The sequence below is a fragment of the Cupriavidus basilensis genome, assembly GCF_000876015.1.
Lineage (GTDB): Bacteria > Pseudomonadota > Gammaproteobacteria > Burkholderiales > Burkholderiaceae > Cupriavidus > Cupriavidus basilensis_B.
Map to the genome: position 1 here is coordinate 63,682 of NZ_BBQM01000005.1, position 16,342 is coordinate 80,023.

The following is a 16,342-nucleotide window of genomic DNA, read 5'->3' on the forward strand; positions in this document are numbered from 1 at the left end:
GCCTCCATGCAACGACACGAGCAACAACAGCAGCAAGCCGACTTCAAGCTTGCGCGCAACGCGCTGGGCCGCCTGGTGATGACCACGGCGGACGGCACCGTGCACGAAGGCGTGGTGCCGGTGCGCGCGTTTCCGATCGCCGCGCCCGACGACGGCGTCGGCATCATCAGCGCCGACGGCCGCGAGCTGGCCTGGCTGCCGCGCCTGGATACCCTGCCCGCGCCGCTGCGCGAGATGATCGAGGCCGAGCTGGCCAGCCGCGAGTTCATGCCGGAGATCCGCCGCATCCGCTCGGTGTCGACCTTCGCCACGCCCAGCACCTGGGAAGTGGAAACCGACCGCGGCGTCACCTCGCTGGTGCTGCGCGGCGAGGAAGACATCCGCCGCCTGGCCGGCGCCACGCTGCTGATCTCCGACAGCCACGGCATCCACTACCTGCTGCGCAACCTGGCCGGACTGGACAAGGCCAGCCGCAAGCTGCTCGACCGTTTCCTGTAAGCGCGCGGCCCGGGCGGCCGCCTCGGGCCGTCAGTGCTTGCCGGTGAAGATCATGCCGGCCTGGCGGTCGGCGCGCATCACGAACAGGTAGAGCTGGCCGAGCGTGGGCAGGCTGTGCGTGGTGGTGGGGTCGTAGTAGGCAATGCCCGTCATCGTCGTGTTCGGGTAGCGGCACGGCGCCGCGCCGAACTGCAGGCTGACGTTGTAGACCTTGCCCTGGCGCCGCGGCGTCGCGGTGCCCGTGAACGCGCATCCCGCGCCGGCGTCCACGGTGATGTTGCCGGTGGCGTCGACGTGCATGGTGATGCCGTCCGAGCGCATGCCGCTGGTGTCCAGCGCCACCGCGCTGCCCGAGTAATCCCCCCGCAGCCCGTCCACCGTGGCGATGTAGTTGTAGTCCGTGCTGTAGTTCGCGGTGAACGCCGTATTGCGCGCGTTGCGGTAGGTCAGTTGCGTCTGCATCAGCGTGCTGGGCACGAAGCTGCCGTTGAAGTTCGCGGCCGTGAGGTTGTAGCCGGCCGCTTCCAGGTTGAAGTCGAGCCCGTTGTTGTTGGTGGTGAGCGTGTCGTTGTTGCTGCTGTAGTTGCCGGTGATCACGCCCATCGGCACATCGGGCACGCCCGGCGCCGAATAGAAGATGTAGAAGGCGTTCTCGTCGAGCACCAGCACGTTGACGCGCTGCCCGTCCGGCGTGCTGCCGTTGAAGATGCCCGTGCCGATGGCATTGGTGTCGGGCGCCGGCGGCACCACCGGGGTGACGGGGGTGACGGGCGTGGTGGGGTCGGTCGGCGTGCTGCCGGCCGCTGGCGGCGTGCGCACGAGCGCCAGCCCGCTGTCGTTGTCGCCCGAGCCGCCGCATCCCGCGAGGACGAGCGAGATGGCCGCCGCGCCGATGATTCTCTTCATGTTGCCTCTTGCCGGTTCCGTTTTTTGCCCGGACGAAGCGTACGCCGTCCGGTCGTCGAAAAAAAATATCGACTGTAACAGACGATTACAATTTCGCGGCGGCCTCGCGCGGAAGCGGGTGGCGCTTCAGGCCCGGGCCGCCCGCCTGCCCGGCTTGCCCGGCTCCGCGGAGGCGGGCGGCGCGCGTTTCACGCCCGGCGGCATCGGCTGCGACTGCAGCGTGTCCTGCAGCAGGTCCAGCAGCAACTGGGCGCTCGGCGCGAGCGCGCGCAGCGGGCGCGACATCACGCAGATCTCGCGCGTGAGGGTCGGTTCCTGCAATTCCTTCCAACGCAGTGCCTTGTTGCTGTTGCGCTGGAACGAGAGCGCCGGCAGTACCGCGTAATAGTCGCCGCTGGCCAGGACATCGAACAGGTAACTGGTGCTCTCGACTTCGTCGTGATCCTCGTTGAAGGGCGCGAACGAAGGCATGTGCAGGCGCAGGAAATGGCCGATCGCCGTGTCCGCGTTGAAGCCGACATAACGTCCCCAGGTGAGGTCGGACCACCTGACCGGCCGCTTGAGCGCGGCGATCGGCGTGTCGCAATGGCAGACGACGCCGTAGGTATCCGTCATCAGCGGCGTGTACGTCAGCTCGTCGTTGTCCTGGTAACGGCTGTCGATGGCGAAGTCGACCTCGCCTTCCGCCACCAGGCGCTCGGTCTCCTGCGCCGCGGGATTCCGCAGCGAAATGGTGATGTGAGGGTACTGGCGGCGGAACTGCTGCAGCACCGGCACCAGGAACTGGCTAATGACCGAGGCCGCCGCGCCGATCCGTATATGGCCGCGTTCGCCCTGGGCCAGGGCCAGCATGTCCGAGACGGCGCTGTCCAGTCCATTGACCAGCCGTTCGGCCTCCGCCAGGAACCCCGTGGCGTGCGCGGTGAGCGTGACGCGGCGGGTCGTCCGGTCGAACAAGCGCACGCGCAGGCCCGCTTCCAGTTGCTGGATCGTCGCGGTCAGCGCCGAAGGGGTGACGCAGAGACGATGCGCCGCGGCCACGAACGAGCCGGTCTGCGCCACGGTCAGCAGCGCGCGAAGCTGTTTGATGTTGACGTTATGCGCCAAGGCCCGCTCCCATCCCGAATCCGGCCCGCGCCGGCCCGTGGGTCGCCGCATATGATTATTCGATTTATTTTTATAATGATTATAAAAAATTCGTTTGTCAATAATTATGGGCATTCATAGACTGCGGAGCTACGAACTACTCGCCGCATCCAGGCAGTCTTATGCCAACGAAGTCATCGAATTCGGTCCAGCACGCACGCGGGCAGACGATTGCCGAGAAGCTGCTGTCGCGCGCGGCGAATCACGCCGTCCATGCCGGCGACCTCGTGATCTGCCAGCCCGATGCCGCGATGGGGACCGACGGCTCCATTCCCATGGCGCTGCAATATTTCCGGACCATGCAGGACGACGGCGGCCTGCCCCCGCCGGCGTTTCCCGAGCGGTTGGTTTTTGCGCTGGACCACTATGGCGCGTCCTCCGGCGAGCGGGCGCTTGTGCTGCAGGAGACGGCGCGCGACTTCGCGCGCAAGGCCGGCATCTGCGTCTTCGAGACCGGCGAGGGGATCGGGCATCAGCTGATGCTGGAGCGCGGCCGGGTGCTGCCGGGCCAGCTGGTGGTCGGGGCCGATTCACATGCCGTCTCCTACGGCGCGCTCAACGCATTCGGCAGCGGGATCGGCTCGTCCGACCTCGCCGGGATTTTCCAGTGCGGCCAGATCTGGCTCAAGGTGCCGGCGTCGATCCGGATCGTCCTGCATGGGCGGCTTCCGCACTACGCAAGCGCCAAGGATGTCGCGCTGACGCTGGCCCGGCGGCTGGGCGCGGGAGGCGCGAACTATTGCGCGCTGGAGTTCGCCGGCCCGGGCGTCGCCACGCTCGACATCGACGACAGGATCGTGCTGGCGAACATGTCCGTGGAAATGGGCGCGAAGGCGGGCATCTTTCCGCACGACCAGGCGACGGATGCCTGGCTGGCTTCGCGCACGAGCACCGCCTATGTTCCCGCCGCCGCGGACGCGGATGCCGAGTACGAGCAGATCATCGAGGTGAACCTGGACGACATCGTGCCCCAGGTCGCCCTGCCACATCGCGTGGACAACGTGACCGACGTGGCGGACAGCGCCGGCACGCGGATAGACATCGTCTATCTGGGGACATGCACCGGGGGGCGTCTCAAGGACTATCGGGAAGCCCTTGACGTGCTTTGCGCGGGGCGCGGCATCGCCGACGGCGTTCGCCTCATCGTGACGCCGGCCTCCAGAGAGATACAGCGGGAACTCGAACGCAGCGGCATGGCGGAGTCGTTCCGCCGCCTCGGCGCCGAATTTCAGGAACCGGGCTGCGGCTCGTGCTGCGGGACCTGCGGCGCGATTCCCGGCGACGGGCAGAAGGTGCTCTCGACCGCGAACCGCAATTTCAAGGGCCGCATGGGCAACCGCGAGGCGGAAATCTTCCTGGCGTCGCCGCGCATCTGCGCCCAGGCCGCGCTGACCGGCAGGCTGGAAGACATGGAGCGCACGCAATGATGGCGCTCGGGGAATCCGCCGGCGAGACGCTGCAGGGACGTGCCCGCGTGCTCGGGGACGACGTCAACACCGACTACATCATCTCGTCGAGCCGCAAGAAGAACAGCGTCGATCCCGACGTCCTGCGCCATTACCTGTTCGAGGATCTCGATCCGTCGTTCGCGGCGAGCGTGCGGGACGGCGACATTCTCGTCGCGGGACAGAACTTCGGGTGCGGCTCCGCGATGGAGGTCGCTGTCACGACCGTTCTCGGCGCCGGCATCAAGGCGGTGGTCGCCAGGAGTTTCGCCAGGACGTACTGGCGCAATGCAATCAACAACGGGCTGCTGCTGGTCACGGGCGACGCGCGGGACCTGCGGGAGAGCGAGTCCCTGCGGATCCGCATGACCCGCGACAGGGCATGGCTGGAAGTTGGAGACGGCCAGCGGCGTATCGAATGCGAAGCCGTTCCCGAAATCGTCCATCTGCTGCGGCGCGAGGGCGGCCTGATCCCCTACCTGAAGCGCCATCGCCGGCTCCCCGGGTTCGACGACGATGCGCAACGCGCCGATGCCGCCGCGCGTGCGGGGGGCGCGCCGACCTGAGCGCACCGGTCCCGGCCAGGACGCCATGCGCCCCCCGTTCGCCGGGCTTCCCGCCGCACTCCCGCATCCTGATGACGACCCTGTTCTCGGCCTGAACCGTCCTCGTTGACGACCGCCTCACCCCGCAAGGAAACACCAAGACATGAAACACATATCGATCGGCGTAGATATCGGCGGCACCTTCACCGACATCGTCGCGCTCGACTATCAGAGCGGCAGGATCCACGCCAAGAAGGTCCTTACCGCCTACGCCGATCCGACACAGCCCGTCATGGACGGCATCGAGGCCCTGCTGCGGGAGAACGGCTTTCGCGCCGCGCAGGTCGGCCGCTTCGTGCACGCGACCACGCTGTTTACGAATGCGCTGATCGAAGGGAAGGGCGCCAGGACGGGGCTTCTTACCACCGCCGGCTTCGGCGATGCCATAGAGATCGGGCGCGAGCGCCGCTACGATCTCTACGATGTGCACATCGACGGGCCGCAGAGCCTGGTGCCTCGCCATCTGCGCGCGGAGATCGCCGCGCGCATCGATGCGGCGGGCATCGAAGTCACGCCGCCCGACCGCGGCGAGACGCTGGCGGCGGTCGGCAAGCTGGTTGCGCAGGGAGTCGATTCGCTGGCCATCTGCCTGCTGCACGCCTACGTGAACCCGCGGCACGAGGCGCAGGTCGCGGCGTGGATTGCCGAGGCATTCGGGGAGATCAGCGTCTGCATCTCCAGCGCGATCGCCCCCGAGATCCGCGAATACGACCGGGTCTGCACCACCGTCGCCAACGCCTGCGTTCAACCCATCGCGCGCAGCTATCTCGACCGGCTGGAGCACAGGGTGAAGGCGATCGGCATCGATTGCGGCGTCCTGATGATGCTTTCCAACGGCGGGCTCTCCGCCGTGGCCGAGGCCAGGCGAAAGCCCATCGACCTGCTTGAGTCCGGGCCGGCGGCCGGTGCGATCTCGGCGGCATGGTCCGGAAGCCGCAACGACCGCACGAGCCTGCTCGCGTTCGACATGGGCGGCACCACCGCCAAGCTCTGCCTGGTCCAGGACGCCAGGCCGGCGGTGGCATACGGCTTCGAGGCGGCGCGGCGCAAGCGCTTTTCCGAGGGCAGCGGCATTCCGATCAAGATCACCACGGTGGACCTGATCGAGATCGGCGCGGGCGGCGGCAGCATCGCGCGTTCCGACAGCATGAAGTTGCTGAAGGTCGGACCGGAGAGCGCCGCATCCGAGCCCGGCCCCGCGTGCTTCGGCCGCGGCGGAACGCAGCCGACGGTGACCGACGCCAATGTCGTCCTCGGTTATCTCGACCCGAAATCGTTCGCCGGCGGCGCCATCCCGATCGACGTCGCCAGGGCCGATGCGGCCCTGCAGGCGCTGGGCAGGACGATCGGCATGGACGGGGCGGTCATCGCGCAGGGCATCCACGACATCGTTGCCGAGAACATGGCGGGCGCGGCGCGCGTGCACATTGCCGAACGGGGCCATGACCCGCGCCGGTTCGACATGGTGTGCACCGGCGGCGGCGGTCCGCTGCACGGGTATGCCGTGGCGCGCAAGGTAGGCATCGGCACGCTGATCGTTCCGCCGGCCGCCGGCGTGGCTTCCGCGATCGGCCTGCTGGTTGCCCCGGCACGCGCCGACCGCTCCCGGACCGCGATTTTCCAGCCCACTGACGGCGACCTGGCCGATCTGGAAGCGAGCTTCGGCAAACTCGCCGGCGAGGCGCGCGGCTGTCTCGAAGAACTGAAGGACGGCTTCGGCGCGATCGCGGTGAAGCGCTACGCCGACGGCCGTTTCATCGGCCAGGGCTTCACGCTCACGTTGCAGCTTCCCGATGGGCCATACGCCGGCCCAGGCGTCGACGCGCAGCCGGTGCGGGCGGCGCTGCTCGCGGCCTTCAACAGCGCGTACAGCGAGAAATTCGGGCGCACGCCGCCCAACGTGCCGGTCGAGCTGGTCAGCCTGCGCGTTTCCGCACTTGCCTACCCGAACGAGACCTTTGCCCCGGCCGCGCTGGCGCAGCGCAGCCAGTCGACGGCGCAGGGTTTCCGGCGGGTTTTCTTCGAGGAGGCCGGCGGCTTCATCGACACGGCAATCTATGCCCGCGGCGAGCTCGCCGTGAATGCGGTTCTGCAGGGGCCACTGCTGGTTGTCGATGCTGACTCGACGCTGGTCGTGGGGCCGGGAGGAACGCTGGTCCAGTCCGAGACCGGCAACCTGATCGTGAACATTCACTGAACTGCGGAGCATCTATCCATCATGCACGGCCAAACCTCCCCGGGACGTGAACTCACGCCCATCTTTCTCGAAGTCTTCTGGACCCGCGTCCGTTCCATCGTCGATGAAGCCGCCAAGCTCATCGTGAGGACCTCGTTCTCCACGCTGTCTTCGGAAGCCAACGACTTCGCGGTGGTCCTGACCGATGCGCGGGGACGCTCGCTGATCGAGAACAGCGGCAGCATCCCATCGTTCATCGGCACGCTCCCGGCAACGGTGCGGCACGCGATCGAGGTCATCGGTATCGACGCGATGCGCGAAGGGGATGTCTACATCACCAACAATCCCTGGCACGGAACGGGCCACCTGAACGATTTCTGTTTCGTCAGGCCGGTCTTCCACCGCGGGGCGCTCGTCGCATTCGCGGCCACGGCCGCCCACATGCCCGACATCGGCGGGCGCATCCGTTCGGTGGATGCCAGGGAAATCTTCGAGGAAGGTTTCCAGATCCCGCTGATGTACCTGCTGCGCGAGGGACGGGCGGATGCTTCCCTGATCAGCCTGCTTCGCGCCAACGTGCGGACGCCCGACCAGACCGTGGGCGACCTCTGGTCGCAGGTGGGCGCTACCGAGCTGGTCGACCGCCGCGTCAACGAAGTCATGTCCGAATACGGCCTGTCGACCACGGAGGACATCGCCGAAGCCTTGTTCGCGCGCAGCGACCGGGCCATGCGCGACGCCCTGGCGGCGTTACCCGACGGTGAATACGTCTACGAAATGCAGACGGACGGATTCGAGTCGCCGTTCACCTACAAGGTGCGCGTGACGATCGCCGGCGAGACCATCGACATCGATTTCGACGGCACGAGCCCGCAGCAGGCCAAGGGCATCAATTGCGTTCTCGCCTACACCTATGCCATGTCCGTGTATGCGATCAAGAGCCTCCTGATTCCCGACCTGCCCAACAATGACGGCCTGTTCCGCGGGATCACGGTCCGGGCGCCGGCGGGCTCGCTGCTCAACCCCGTGTTTCCCGCCGCGGTGGGCGGCCGGGCCTGCACCGGGCACTACGTTCCCAGCCTGGTGTTCGGCGCATTGCAGGGCGTGCTGCCGGAGCGCGTGATGGCCGGCGTGGGCTCGCCCCTGTGGATTGTCAACATGAGCGGCGTGCGCAAGAACGGCCGGCCGTTTACTTCCGTGTTGTTCTTCAACGGGGGCATGGGGGCAACGGCGGAAAAAGATGGCGTGAGCGCCACGTCCTGGCCGAGCAACATCTCGTCCACCCCGGTGGAGGTCGCCGAGCGCGAAAGCCCGTTCTTCTTCAAGTACAAGCGCCTGATACCGGCATCGGGCGGTGCCGGCAGGCACCGCGGCGGCCTAGGGCAGGAAATTTGCTTTCAGAGCCTGCACGAAGGTCCGCTGAACGTCGTGTTCCTGACCGAGCGGATCCGGCACCCGGCCCAGGGGATCGCAGGCGGGGAGCCCGGCGCGTGCGGTGCCGTCCAGATCAACGGCGAGGATGTCGATTCCCGCCGTCCGCACATAGTCAAGCGAGGAGACGAAATCGTCCTGAGGACACCCGGTGGAGGTGGCTATGGCCCCCCGTCGGAGCGGACCGAAGCCGCCAGAGCAGCGGACGCCCGGCAGGGCTATCGATAGCCTTTCACACACATCAAGGGAAAAACATGAAACCCGCAAGATCCAGATCAGCAAACCGCGCCCGGCTCGTTGCGAAGGCGCTCGCTTGCATCGCCGTGGCTGCCACCACGACGATGGCACAGGCGCAGCCCGCGAATTATCCGCAGCAGCCGGTTCGCGTCGTGGTGCCGTTTCCGCCTGGTGGCGTCGCCGACATGATTGCCCGGCTGCTCATGACCGGTATTTCCCAGAATATCCGCCAGAGCATCGTCATCGACAACCGCGGGGGAGCCAGCGGCTCCATCGGCACCTCGGTGGTCGCGCACTCGAAACCGGATGGGTACACCTTGCTGATGGTGCTGGATACTTTCGCGATCAACCCCTTGATCTACGAAGACGCGAATTATGCCAACAAGGATTTCGCGCCGATCTCGATGATCACGCAGTCGCCGATGGTCCTGCTCGCCAACCAGAATCTCCCCGCCAAGTCCGTCGGCGATCTCACCAGACTGGCCAAGGCCAAGCCGGGCACGCTCAACTTCGCCTCGGTCGGCCCGGGAAGCGCGAGCCACCTGACCGCCGAGATGTTCGACGCCAGGCAGGGCGTCAAGATGACGCACGTCCCGTACAAGGGTGGTGCACCGGCACAGACGGCCCTCATGTCCGGCGAAGTCGACATTATGTGGGGGTCGACGCCCTATGCGCTGAGTGTCGTCCGTGCCGGCAAGACGAAGGCGATCGCGCAGGCCAGCAAGACCCGCAGCGCTGTCTTCCCCGACCTGCCGACGACCGCGGAACAGGGCATGCCGGATTTCGAGGCCATCGGCTGGTCCGGGTTGCTCGCACCGGCCGGGACGCCGCCCGAGGTGATCAAGTTCTGGAATGAACAGTTGACGAAGGTCATCCAGGACCCCAAGGTCAAGAAGCAGATGCTGGAGCAGGGCCTCGACATCAAGCTTTCGACCCCAGACGAGTTCGGCAGGTACATCGATGGCCAGACGAAGATGTGGAAGAAGCTGATCGAAGAGCAGCACATTCCGGTTTCATGATCCTCATGGCCTGATGCCGCGGGTTCCCGGCATCGGGCTCCGGCAAGGCGCCGTGCGAGCCTGCCCGGTTGTGCGGGCAGATTCATCCTGGCCGGGCGGCGCGGGCACCGGGGGGGGGCAGTGTCGAGGGACGCGATTTCCTTGTCTTCGAACCGGCACCCGGGTCGCCACCATTTGCCGCCGCGGCTGGGCGTATCCGGGGCGGAACCATTTTGTGGCAATCGGTTGCCCCGGAAACCATCCCATATGCGCGGGCTGTAAAGAAACGCCCCGGCACCACGTGGAACGCCAAATCCCGTGAAACCAAAGAAAAAGCCCGGATATACCGGGCTTCTGGAACGCCCAGGATTAACCTGGAACGAGTAATTGGTGGAGCCGGCGGGAATCGAACCCGCGTCCGCAAGCCCTCCACAGAGAGTTCTACATACTTAGTTCTGTCATTTGATTTAACCGGTGCATCGCGGACGAACACGCTCTACAACGGCGAGTCACTAGGTTTTCGTCCCCTGGTTCGTGACTCACCCGGGGCTTATCTGACGTAAATGACCTCGCGTAGTCTTGCGACTCTAGCCCGTCAGCGAGCCAGTGCGAGGACGGCCGCAATTAAGCGGCCAGTGCGTAACGTTCGTCGTTAGCAGTTATTGCATTCCCATTGATTAACGAGGTGACGGGTCCTCGGTATGCCCTCCACTGCTTTGTAACCCACGTCGAAACCAGGTCGGCCCCGTGTGAACTGCTTGAACAGTGTCAAGAGATGGAATTGTACTCCGTTGGCGTCCCGAAGGGTAGGCCGCGTCCCGGCGCCGCCCGCAGGCTAGCGCCGCGCGGCCGGCGTCAGTAGGGCGATCAGCTCGCTCGGATGGCGCACGAGGTAGTCGGCGCCCCATTCCTCGGGCGGCTCGCCGTCGCCGCAGTAGCCGTAGGCGGCGGTGATGGTGGCCATGCCGGCCGCCTTGCCGGCCTGGATGTCGCGCAGGTCGTCGCCCACGTACACGCAGCGCGCGGGGGCCACGCCGCTGACTTCGGCGGCGTGCAGCAGCGGGGCGGGGTGGGGCTTGGCGTGCGCCGTGGTGTCGCCGCTGACCACCGCCGAGGCGCGCGGCGCCAGGCCGATGGCGGCCACCAGCGGCGCGGTGAAGCGGGTGACTTTGTTGGTGACGATGCCCCAGCGGATGCCGGCGGCCTCGAGCGCGTCCAGCACTTCGCCCATGCCGTCGAACAGGTGCGTGTGCACGGCGATGTCGGCCTCGTAGTAGTCGAGGAAGGTGTCGCGCAGGGCGGGGAACTCGGGGTCGGCCGGGCTCTTGCCGAAGGCCGCGCCGATCAGGCCGCGCGCGCCGTGCGAGGCCACCGGGCGGAGCTTTTCATAGGCCACCGGCGGGTGGCCGTGCTCGACGACGAGGCGGTTGGCGGCCGCGGCGAGATCCGGGGCGGTGTCGGCCAGGGTGCCGTCGAGATCGAAGAAGACTGCGTCGAAGGTCTGCATGGTCAGGCGGGCCGGCGCAATGCCATCAGGTAGTTCACGTCGGTGTCGGAGCCCAGCGCGTAGACGCGGGTCAGCGGGTTGTAGGTCATGCCGCGCATCTCGATCAGTTCGAGCCCGGCGTTGCGGGCGTAGCGGGCCAGTTCCGACGGCGTGATGAACTTGTCGTAGTCGTGCGTGCCGCGCGGCAGCATCTTGAGCACGTACTCGGCGCCGACCACGGCCAGCAGGTAGGCCTTGAGGTTGCGGTTGATGGTGGAGAAGAACACGGTGCCGCCGGGCCGCACCAGCGTGGCGCAGGCGCGCACGACCGATTGCGGATCGGGCACGTGCTCGAGCATTTCCATGCAGGTCACTACGTCGAAGCCGGCGGGCATGCGCGCGGCCAGCGCTTCGGCGGCGATCTCCTCGTAAGTCACGGCTACGCCGGACTCCAGGCTGTGCAGGTCGGCCACGCGCAGCGCCTTGGCGGACAGGTCGATGCCACGCACGGTGGCGCCGCTGCGCGCCATGCTCTCGGCCAGGATGCCGCCGCCGCAGCCGACGTCGACCACCTGCTTGCCGCTCAGGCCGGCAATGCCGTCGATCCAGCCCAGGCGCAGCGGGTTGAGCTCGTGCAGCGGCTTGAACTCGCTTTCCGGGTCCCACCAGCGGTGGGCCAGTTCGCTGAACTTGTCGATTTCGCGGGCGTCGGCGTTCTTGCCGAGCAGGGTGGTTTCCAGGGTGGGGTGGTGCGGCGTGGAGATCTGCGTCATGGAGTTTGGCGCGCGGCCGGTGCGGCGGCGTGAAAGCGGAGGGTATTGCGGCACTGTATCAAAAAAAAAGCCCAGCTTGCGCTGGGCTTTTCTTCATCGGAAAGAATCCGATTAACGTGCGCTGCGGGTGCCGACCACTTCGACTTCCACGCGGCGGTTCGGCTGCTGGCAGGCGATCTGGGCCTTGCGGGTACCCTTGCACGACTTCGGATCGACCTTCAGTTGGCGCTTGCCCTTGCCTTCCGTGTAGACACGGTTGGCTTCCACGCCCTTGCTCACCAGATAGGCCTTGACGGCTTCGGCACGACGGATCGACAGGCGATCGTTGTACTTGTCCGAACCGAACGAGTCGGTGTGGCCAACGGCGATGATGACTTCCAGGGTGATGCCGGACAGCTTGGAGGACAGGTCGTCCAGCTTGGCCTTGCCTTCGGGCTTCAGCACGGCCTTGTCGAAATCGAACAGGGTGTCGGCAGCGAAAGTGACCTTTTCGCTGGAGACGACCGGCGGAGCAACCGGAGCTTGCGGTTGAGCAACCGGAGCGGACGCCGGAGCCAGGGCGCCGTCGCACAGGGCGTTGGCGGTGGCCGGGGTCCACGAGCTATCGCGCCAGCAGAGCTCGTTCGTGCCGTTCTTCCACACGTACTCGCTCGTACCGTTGCCCCAGTTATCGTTCACAGCCTTCTTTTCGTAGGGGACGGACTGGGCTTGAGCGGATGCAGCCATTACTGCGGTAGCTGCAACGAGCGCGAGCTTGGCAAATTTTTTCATATTTCTCCTCTCAGGATGAGATCACCGCAGGGTTACTGCGAGCAAATGGACGGAAACAAGTCATACATTCTTCGGAGTATAACATTCTCGATGCGGTGTATGCTCCACTTCGAACAATGTCTGGCTCTTCGCTGGGGAATTGTGCCACAAGCCTCGTTTCCTAAGAAGTAAATATATTCGATTCAATCAATGGGTTTTGGGCCTGTGGTGTTTGTGCAACATGACCCTTGCGATGCCCGCAAACCCTTGCCTGGCCGGGCTTGCAGGTTTTCGGCGCGGGCTCCGCGCGGCCGTTCCGGGCCTCGCGCGAGGGCTGCCGCGCGGGGCCCCCACGGCCGCGGGGGCGGGGTGCCGGGCATGTTAGAATGCCACGTTGCCCTGCTGTCAGACGCTCTCGCGGCGAATGGCGATTCACCGGGGCGCCTTCTGTTTAAATTCGCCGCATAACCCACGCCGCAATGGATCAATTCGCCAAAGAAACCCTTCCGGTCTCCCTCGAAGAGGAAATGCGCCGCTCCTATCTCGATTACGCGATGAGCGTGATTGTCGGGCGCGCGCTTCCCGACGTCCGGGATGGCCTGAAGCCGGTGCACCGGCGTGTGCTCTATGCGATGCATGAGCTGAACAACGACTGGAACCGGCCGTACAAGAAATCGGCGCGTATCGTGGGGGATGTGATCGGTAAGTACCACCCCCACGGCGACACTGCTGTATACGATACGATCGTCCGCATGGCGCAGAATTTTTCGCTGCGCTACATGCTCGTCGATGGCCAGGGGAATTTCGGCTCGGTGGACGGTGATAACGCGGCCGCCATGCGTTATACCGAAATCCGCCAGTCCAAGATCGCCCACGAGATGCTGCTGGACATCGACAAGGAAACTGTCGATTTCGGGCCGAATTATGACGGTTCCGAAAATGAGCCGCTGATTCTGCCGGCCCGCATCCCCAATCTGCTGATTAATGGTTCGTCGGGTATCGCGGTCGGCATGGCCACCAATATCCCGCCGCACAACCTCAACGAAGTGGTCGACGGCTGCCTGCACCTGCTGCGCAATCCGCAGGCCACGGTGGACGAGCTGATCGAGCTGATCCCGGCGCCGGACTTCCCGACCGCCGGCATCATCTACGGCATCCAGGGCGTGCGCGAGGGCTACCGCACCGGCCGCGGCCGCGTGGTGATGCGCGCCAAGACGCACTTCGAGGACATCGACCGCGGCCAGCGCCAGGCGATCATCGTCGACGAGCTGCCGTACCAGGTCAACAAGCGCACGCTGCTCGAGCGCATCGCCGAACTCGTCACCGACAAGAAGGTCGAGGGCATCTCGGATATCCGCGACGAGTCCGACAAGTCCGGCATGCGCGTGGTGGTCGAACTCAAGCGCAACGAAGTGCCGGAGGTGGTGCTCAACAACCTCTACAAGCACACCCAGCTGCAGGACACCTTCGGCATGAACATGGTGGCGCTGGTCGACGGCCAGCCGCGCCTGCTGAACCTGCGCCAGATGCTGGACTGCTTCCTGTCGCACCGGCGCGAGGTGGTCACCCGCCGCACCGTGTTCGAGCTGCGCAAGGCGCGCGAGCGCGGCCACGTGCTCGAAGGCCTGGCGGTGGCGCTGGCGAACATCGACGAGTTCATCGCCATCATCAAGGCCGCACCGACTCCGCCGATCGCCAAGCAGGGCCTGATGGCCAAGGCCTGGGATTCGAGCCTGGTGCGCGAGATGCTGTCGCGCGCCGAGGGCGAGACCCCGGGCGGCCGCGCGTCCTACCGCCCGGACGGCCTGCCGGCCATCTTCGGCATGCAGGGCGACGGCCTGTACCGCCTGTCCGACTCGCAGGCGCAGGAAATCCTGCAGATGCGCCTGCAGCGCCTGACCGGCCTGGAACAGGACAAGATCGTCCAGGAATACCGCGACATCATGGCGGAAATCGCCGACCTGCTCGACATCCTGTCGCGGCCCGAGCGCATCAGCACCATCATCGTCGACGAACTGACCGCGATCCGCGCCGAATTCGGCGACGCGCGCCGCTCGCACATCGAGCTCAACGCGACCGAGCTCGACACCGAGGACCTGATCACGCCGCAGGACATGGTGGTGACGCTGTCGCACAGCGGCTACATGAAGAGCCAGCCGATCTCCGAGTACCGCGCGCAGAAGCGCGGCGGGCGCGGCAAGCAGGCCACCGCCACCAAGGAAGACGACTGGATCGACACGCTGTTCGTGGCCAACACCCACGACTACATCCTGTGCTTCTCGAACCGCGGCCGCCTGTACTGGCTCAAGGTGTATGAGGTGCCGCAGGGCTCGCGCAACTCGCGCGGCCGGCCGATCGTCAACATGTTCCCGCTGTCCGACGGCGAGAAGATCAACGTCATCCTGCCGGTGCGCCAGTTTGACGCAGAGCATTTCATCTTCATGAGCACCGCGCGCGGCACCGTGAAGAAGACCGCGCTGACCGAGTTCTCCAACCCGCGCAAGGCCGGCATCATCGCGGTGGACCTCGACGAGGGCGACTACCTCGTGGGCGCCGCCGTCACCGACGGCCAGCACGACGTGATGCTGTTCTCGGACGCCGGCAAGGCCGTGCGCTTCGACGAGAACGACGTGCGCCCGATGGGCCGCCAGGCGCGTGGCGTGCGCGGCATGAACCTGGAAGACAGCCAGAGCGTGATCGCCATGCTGGTGGCGCCGGCCGAGACCAGCGAGCAGGCCGGCTCGGTCGGCAGCGTGCTGACCGCCACCGAGAACGGCTACGGCAAACGCACGCCGATCTCCGAATACACTCGACACGGCCGTGGCACCAAGGGCATGATTGCGATCCAGACGAGCGAGCGCAACGGCCGCGTGGTGGCCGCGGCGCTGGTATCGCCGGACGACGAGATCATGCTGATCACGACCGGTGGCGTGCTGATCCGTACTCGCGTGGCGGAGATTCGCGAAATGGGCCGCGCCACGCAGGGTGTGACGCTGATCAACGTGGATGAAGGCACCAAGCTGTCGGGGCTGCAGCGGATCGTCGAGAGCGATGCCGACAATGGCGTCGCGGGTGACGAATCCGACGCGGCCGGGACGGATGGCGCCGAAGGTGCCGCGCAGGGCGAGCAGGCCGGTGCGCCGGGCGGCACCGAAGCGGGCACGCCGGACACGGGATCGGATTCGTAAATTGTTGCAACATTGGACCGCGGCGCCGGAACTCGATTGCCGGCCGCGGGACTAAAACGGACATATTCAAGGGAGTCACAATGCTCAAGACCTATCGACGTATCGCTGTTCTGGCTGCCTTCGTGCCGGCCATGATGCTGGCTGGCGCGGCGCATGCCCAGGCTCAGGACGCGGACAAGACCGCTGCCATCAAGGAACTGCTGACGGTGATGCAGGCCGACCAGGCCGTGAAGGGCCAGGCCGACAACTGGCAGCAGGGCGCCAAGCAGGAAGCGCCGATGGTCCTGGAACAGGTGCTCGTCGAGAACAAGACGCTCAACGACAAGCAGAAGCAGGCCGCCGTCGACAAGCTCAAGAAGAACGGCGCGGTGCAGCGCATGGTGGACGGCGCGGGCCAGGCCTTCACCACCGACGGCTTCAAGAGCGACGCCATCAAGGCGCACTACGACGCCTTCGCCAAGTACTACAGCGCGCAGGAAATCCGCGACCTGACCACCTTCCTGAAGTCGCCCACCGGCCAGAAGTTCATGGCCAACCAGGGCAAGGCGACCCAGGAGATCTGGGGCTCGATGATGCAGAAGTACGGCCCGCAGGTCGGCAAGTCGATGCGCGACGCCGCCGAGAAGGAAATCGCCGCCGCTTCGAAGTAAGCCGGCAAGCCGCGCCGCGGGGAGCGGGGCGCCGCCCCGGTCTCCCCATCGCG

General features: G+C 66.0%; 13 protein-coding genes and 1 other RNA gene. 8 read left to right on the plus strand and 6 right to left on the minus strand.

Going from position 1 to position 16,342, the window contains the following annotated elements; translation table 11 throughout:
• Nucleotides 1-6: 6 nt before the first annotated feature.
• Nucleotides 7-498 (plus strand): cyanophycin metabolism-associated DUF1854 family protein, encoded by a 492-nt coding sequence (locus KF708C_RS03645; protein ID WP_020200964.1) that lies wholly within the window; start codon nt 7-9, stop codon nt 496-498.
• 30 nt (nt 499-528) lie between these two features.
• Here the strand turns inward: KF708C_RS03645 and KF708C_RS03650 are convergent, their stop codons facing one another.
• Entirely contained in the window at nt 529-1,404 is an 876-nt protein-coding gene (locus KF708C_RS03650; protein WP_059410780.1) for a hypothetical protein, read from the minus strand.
• A gap of 126 nt (nt 1,405-1,530) precedes the next feature.
• Complete coding sequence (locus KF708C_RS03655) at nt 1,531-2,511, minus strand: LysR family transcriptional regulator (RefSeq protein ID WP_059410781.1); 981 nt, start codon at nt 2,509-2,511, stop codon at nt 1,531-1,533.
• Between the two features lie 161 nt (nt 2,512-2,672).
• On the opposite strand from KF708C_RS03655, the gene KF708C_RS03660 reads away from it, so the two are divergent.
• The 5 genes from KF708C_RS03660 to KF708C_RS03680 all read left to right on the plus strand — a co-directional run bounded on the left by KF708C_RS03660 (nt 2,673) and on the right by KF708C_RS03680 (nt 9,463).
• Nucleotides 2,673-3,977, plus strand: a complete 1,305-nt coding sequence (locus KF708C_RS03660; RefSeq protein WP_059410782.1) for a 3-isopropylmalate dehydratase large subunit — start codon at nt 2,673-2,675, stop codon at nt 3,975-3,977.
• Nucleotides 3,974-4,561, plus strand: a complete 588-nt coding sequence (locus KF708C_RS03665) for a LeuD/DmdB family oxidoreductase small subunit (protein WP_059410783.1) — start codon at nt 3,974-3,976, stop codon at nt 4,559-4,561. Before KF708C_RS03660 ends, KF708C_RS03665 begins: the two co-directional genes overlap by 4 nt.
• Nucleotides 4,562-4,703: 142 nt before the next feature.
• Nucleotides 4,704-6,797: a hydantoinase/oxoprolinase family protein gene (locus tag KF708C_RS03670; RefSeq protein WP_059410784.1), complete on the plus strand. Its 2,094-nt coding sequence runs from the start codon at nt 4,704-4,706 to the stop codon at nt 6,795-6,797.
• A 21-nt stretch (nt 6,798-6,818) separates the two neighbouring features.
• Nucleotides 6,819-8,435, plus strand: a complete 1,617-nt coding sequence (locus KF708C_RS03675; protein WP_059410785.1) for a hydantoinase B/oxoprolinase family protein — start codon at nt 6,819-6,821, stop codon at nt 8,433-8,435.
• A gap of 26 nt (nt 8,436-8,461) precedes the next feature.
• Nucleotides 8,462-9,463 carry a tripartite tricarboxylate transporter substrate binding protein gene (locus tag KF708C_RS03680; RefSeq protein ID WP_029043178.1) on the plus strand — a complete coding sequence of 334 codons (1,002 nt, stop codon included), beginning with the start codon at nt 8,462-8,464 and terminating at the stop codon, nt 9,461-9,463.
• Nucleotides 9,464-9,830: 367 nt separating this feature from the next.
• Here the strand turns inward: KF708C_RS03680 and ssrA are convergent.
• The 4 genes from ssrA to ompA form a co-directional block, all read right to left on the minus strand.
• Nucleotides 9,831-10,189: a transfer-messenger RNA gene (gene ssrA, locus KF708C_RS03685) on the minus strand.
• 88 nt (nt 10,190-10,277) lie between these two features.
• Complete coding sequence (gene gph, locus KF708C_RS03690; RefSeq protein WP_020200972.1) at nt 10,278-10,949, minus strand: phosphoglycolate phosphatase; 672 nt, start codon at nt 10,947-10,949, stop codon at nt 10,278-10,280.
• 2 nt (nt 10,950-10,951) lie between these two features.
• Nucleotides 10,952-11,701, minus strand: coding sequence for a bifunctional 2-polyprenyl-6-hydroxyphenol methylase/3-demethylubiquinol 3-O-methyltransferase UbiG (ubiG, locus tag KF708C_RS03695; RefSeq protein WP_059410787.1), 750 nt, complete (start codon nt 11,699-11,701; stop codon nt 10,952-10,954).
• A gap of 111 nt (nt 11,702-11,812) precedes the next feature.
• Nucleotides 11,813-12,472 (minus strand): outer membrane protein OmpA, encoded by a 660-nt coding sequence (gene ompA / locus KF708C_RS03700; protein WP_029043179.1) that lies wholly within the window; start codon nt 12,470-12,472, stop codon nt 11,813-11,815.
• A 458-nt stretch (nt 12,473-12,930) separates the two neighbouring features.
• On the opposite strand from ompA, the gene gyrA reads away from it, so the two are divergent.
• Together gyrA and KF708C_RS03710 are read left to right on the plus strand one after the other, a co-directional pair.
• On the plus strand, nt 12,931-15,639 hold the full coding sequence (gene gyrA / locus KF708C_RS03705) for a DNA gyrase subunit A (protein ID WP_029043180.1): 2,709 nt from the start codon (nt 12,931-12,933) through the stop codon (nt 15,637-15,639).
• Nucleotides 15,640-15,719: 80 nt separating this feature from the next.
• A complete protein-coding gene (locus KF708C_RS03710; protein ID WP_029043181.1) occupies nt 15,720-16,289 on the plus strand; it encodes a DUF2059 domain-containing protein in 570 nt (189 codons plus the stop codon).
• Nucleotides 16,290-16,342: the final 53 nt, after the last annotated feature.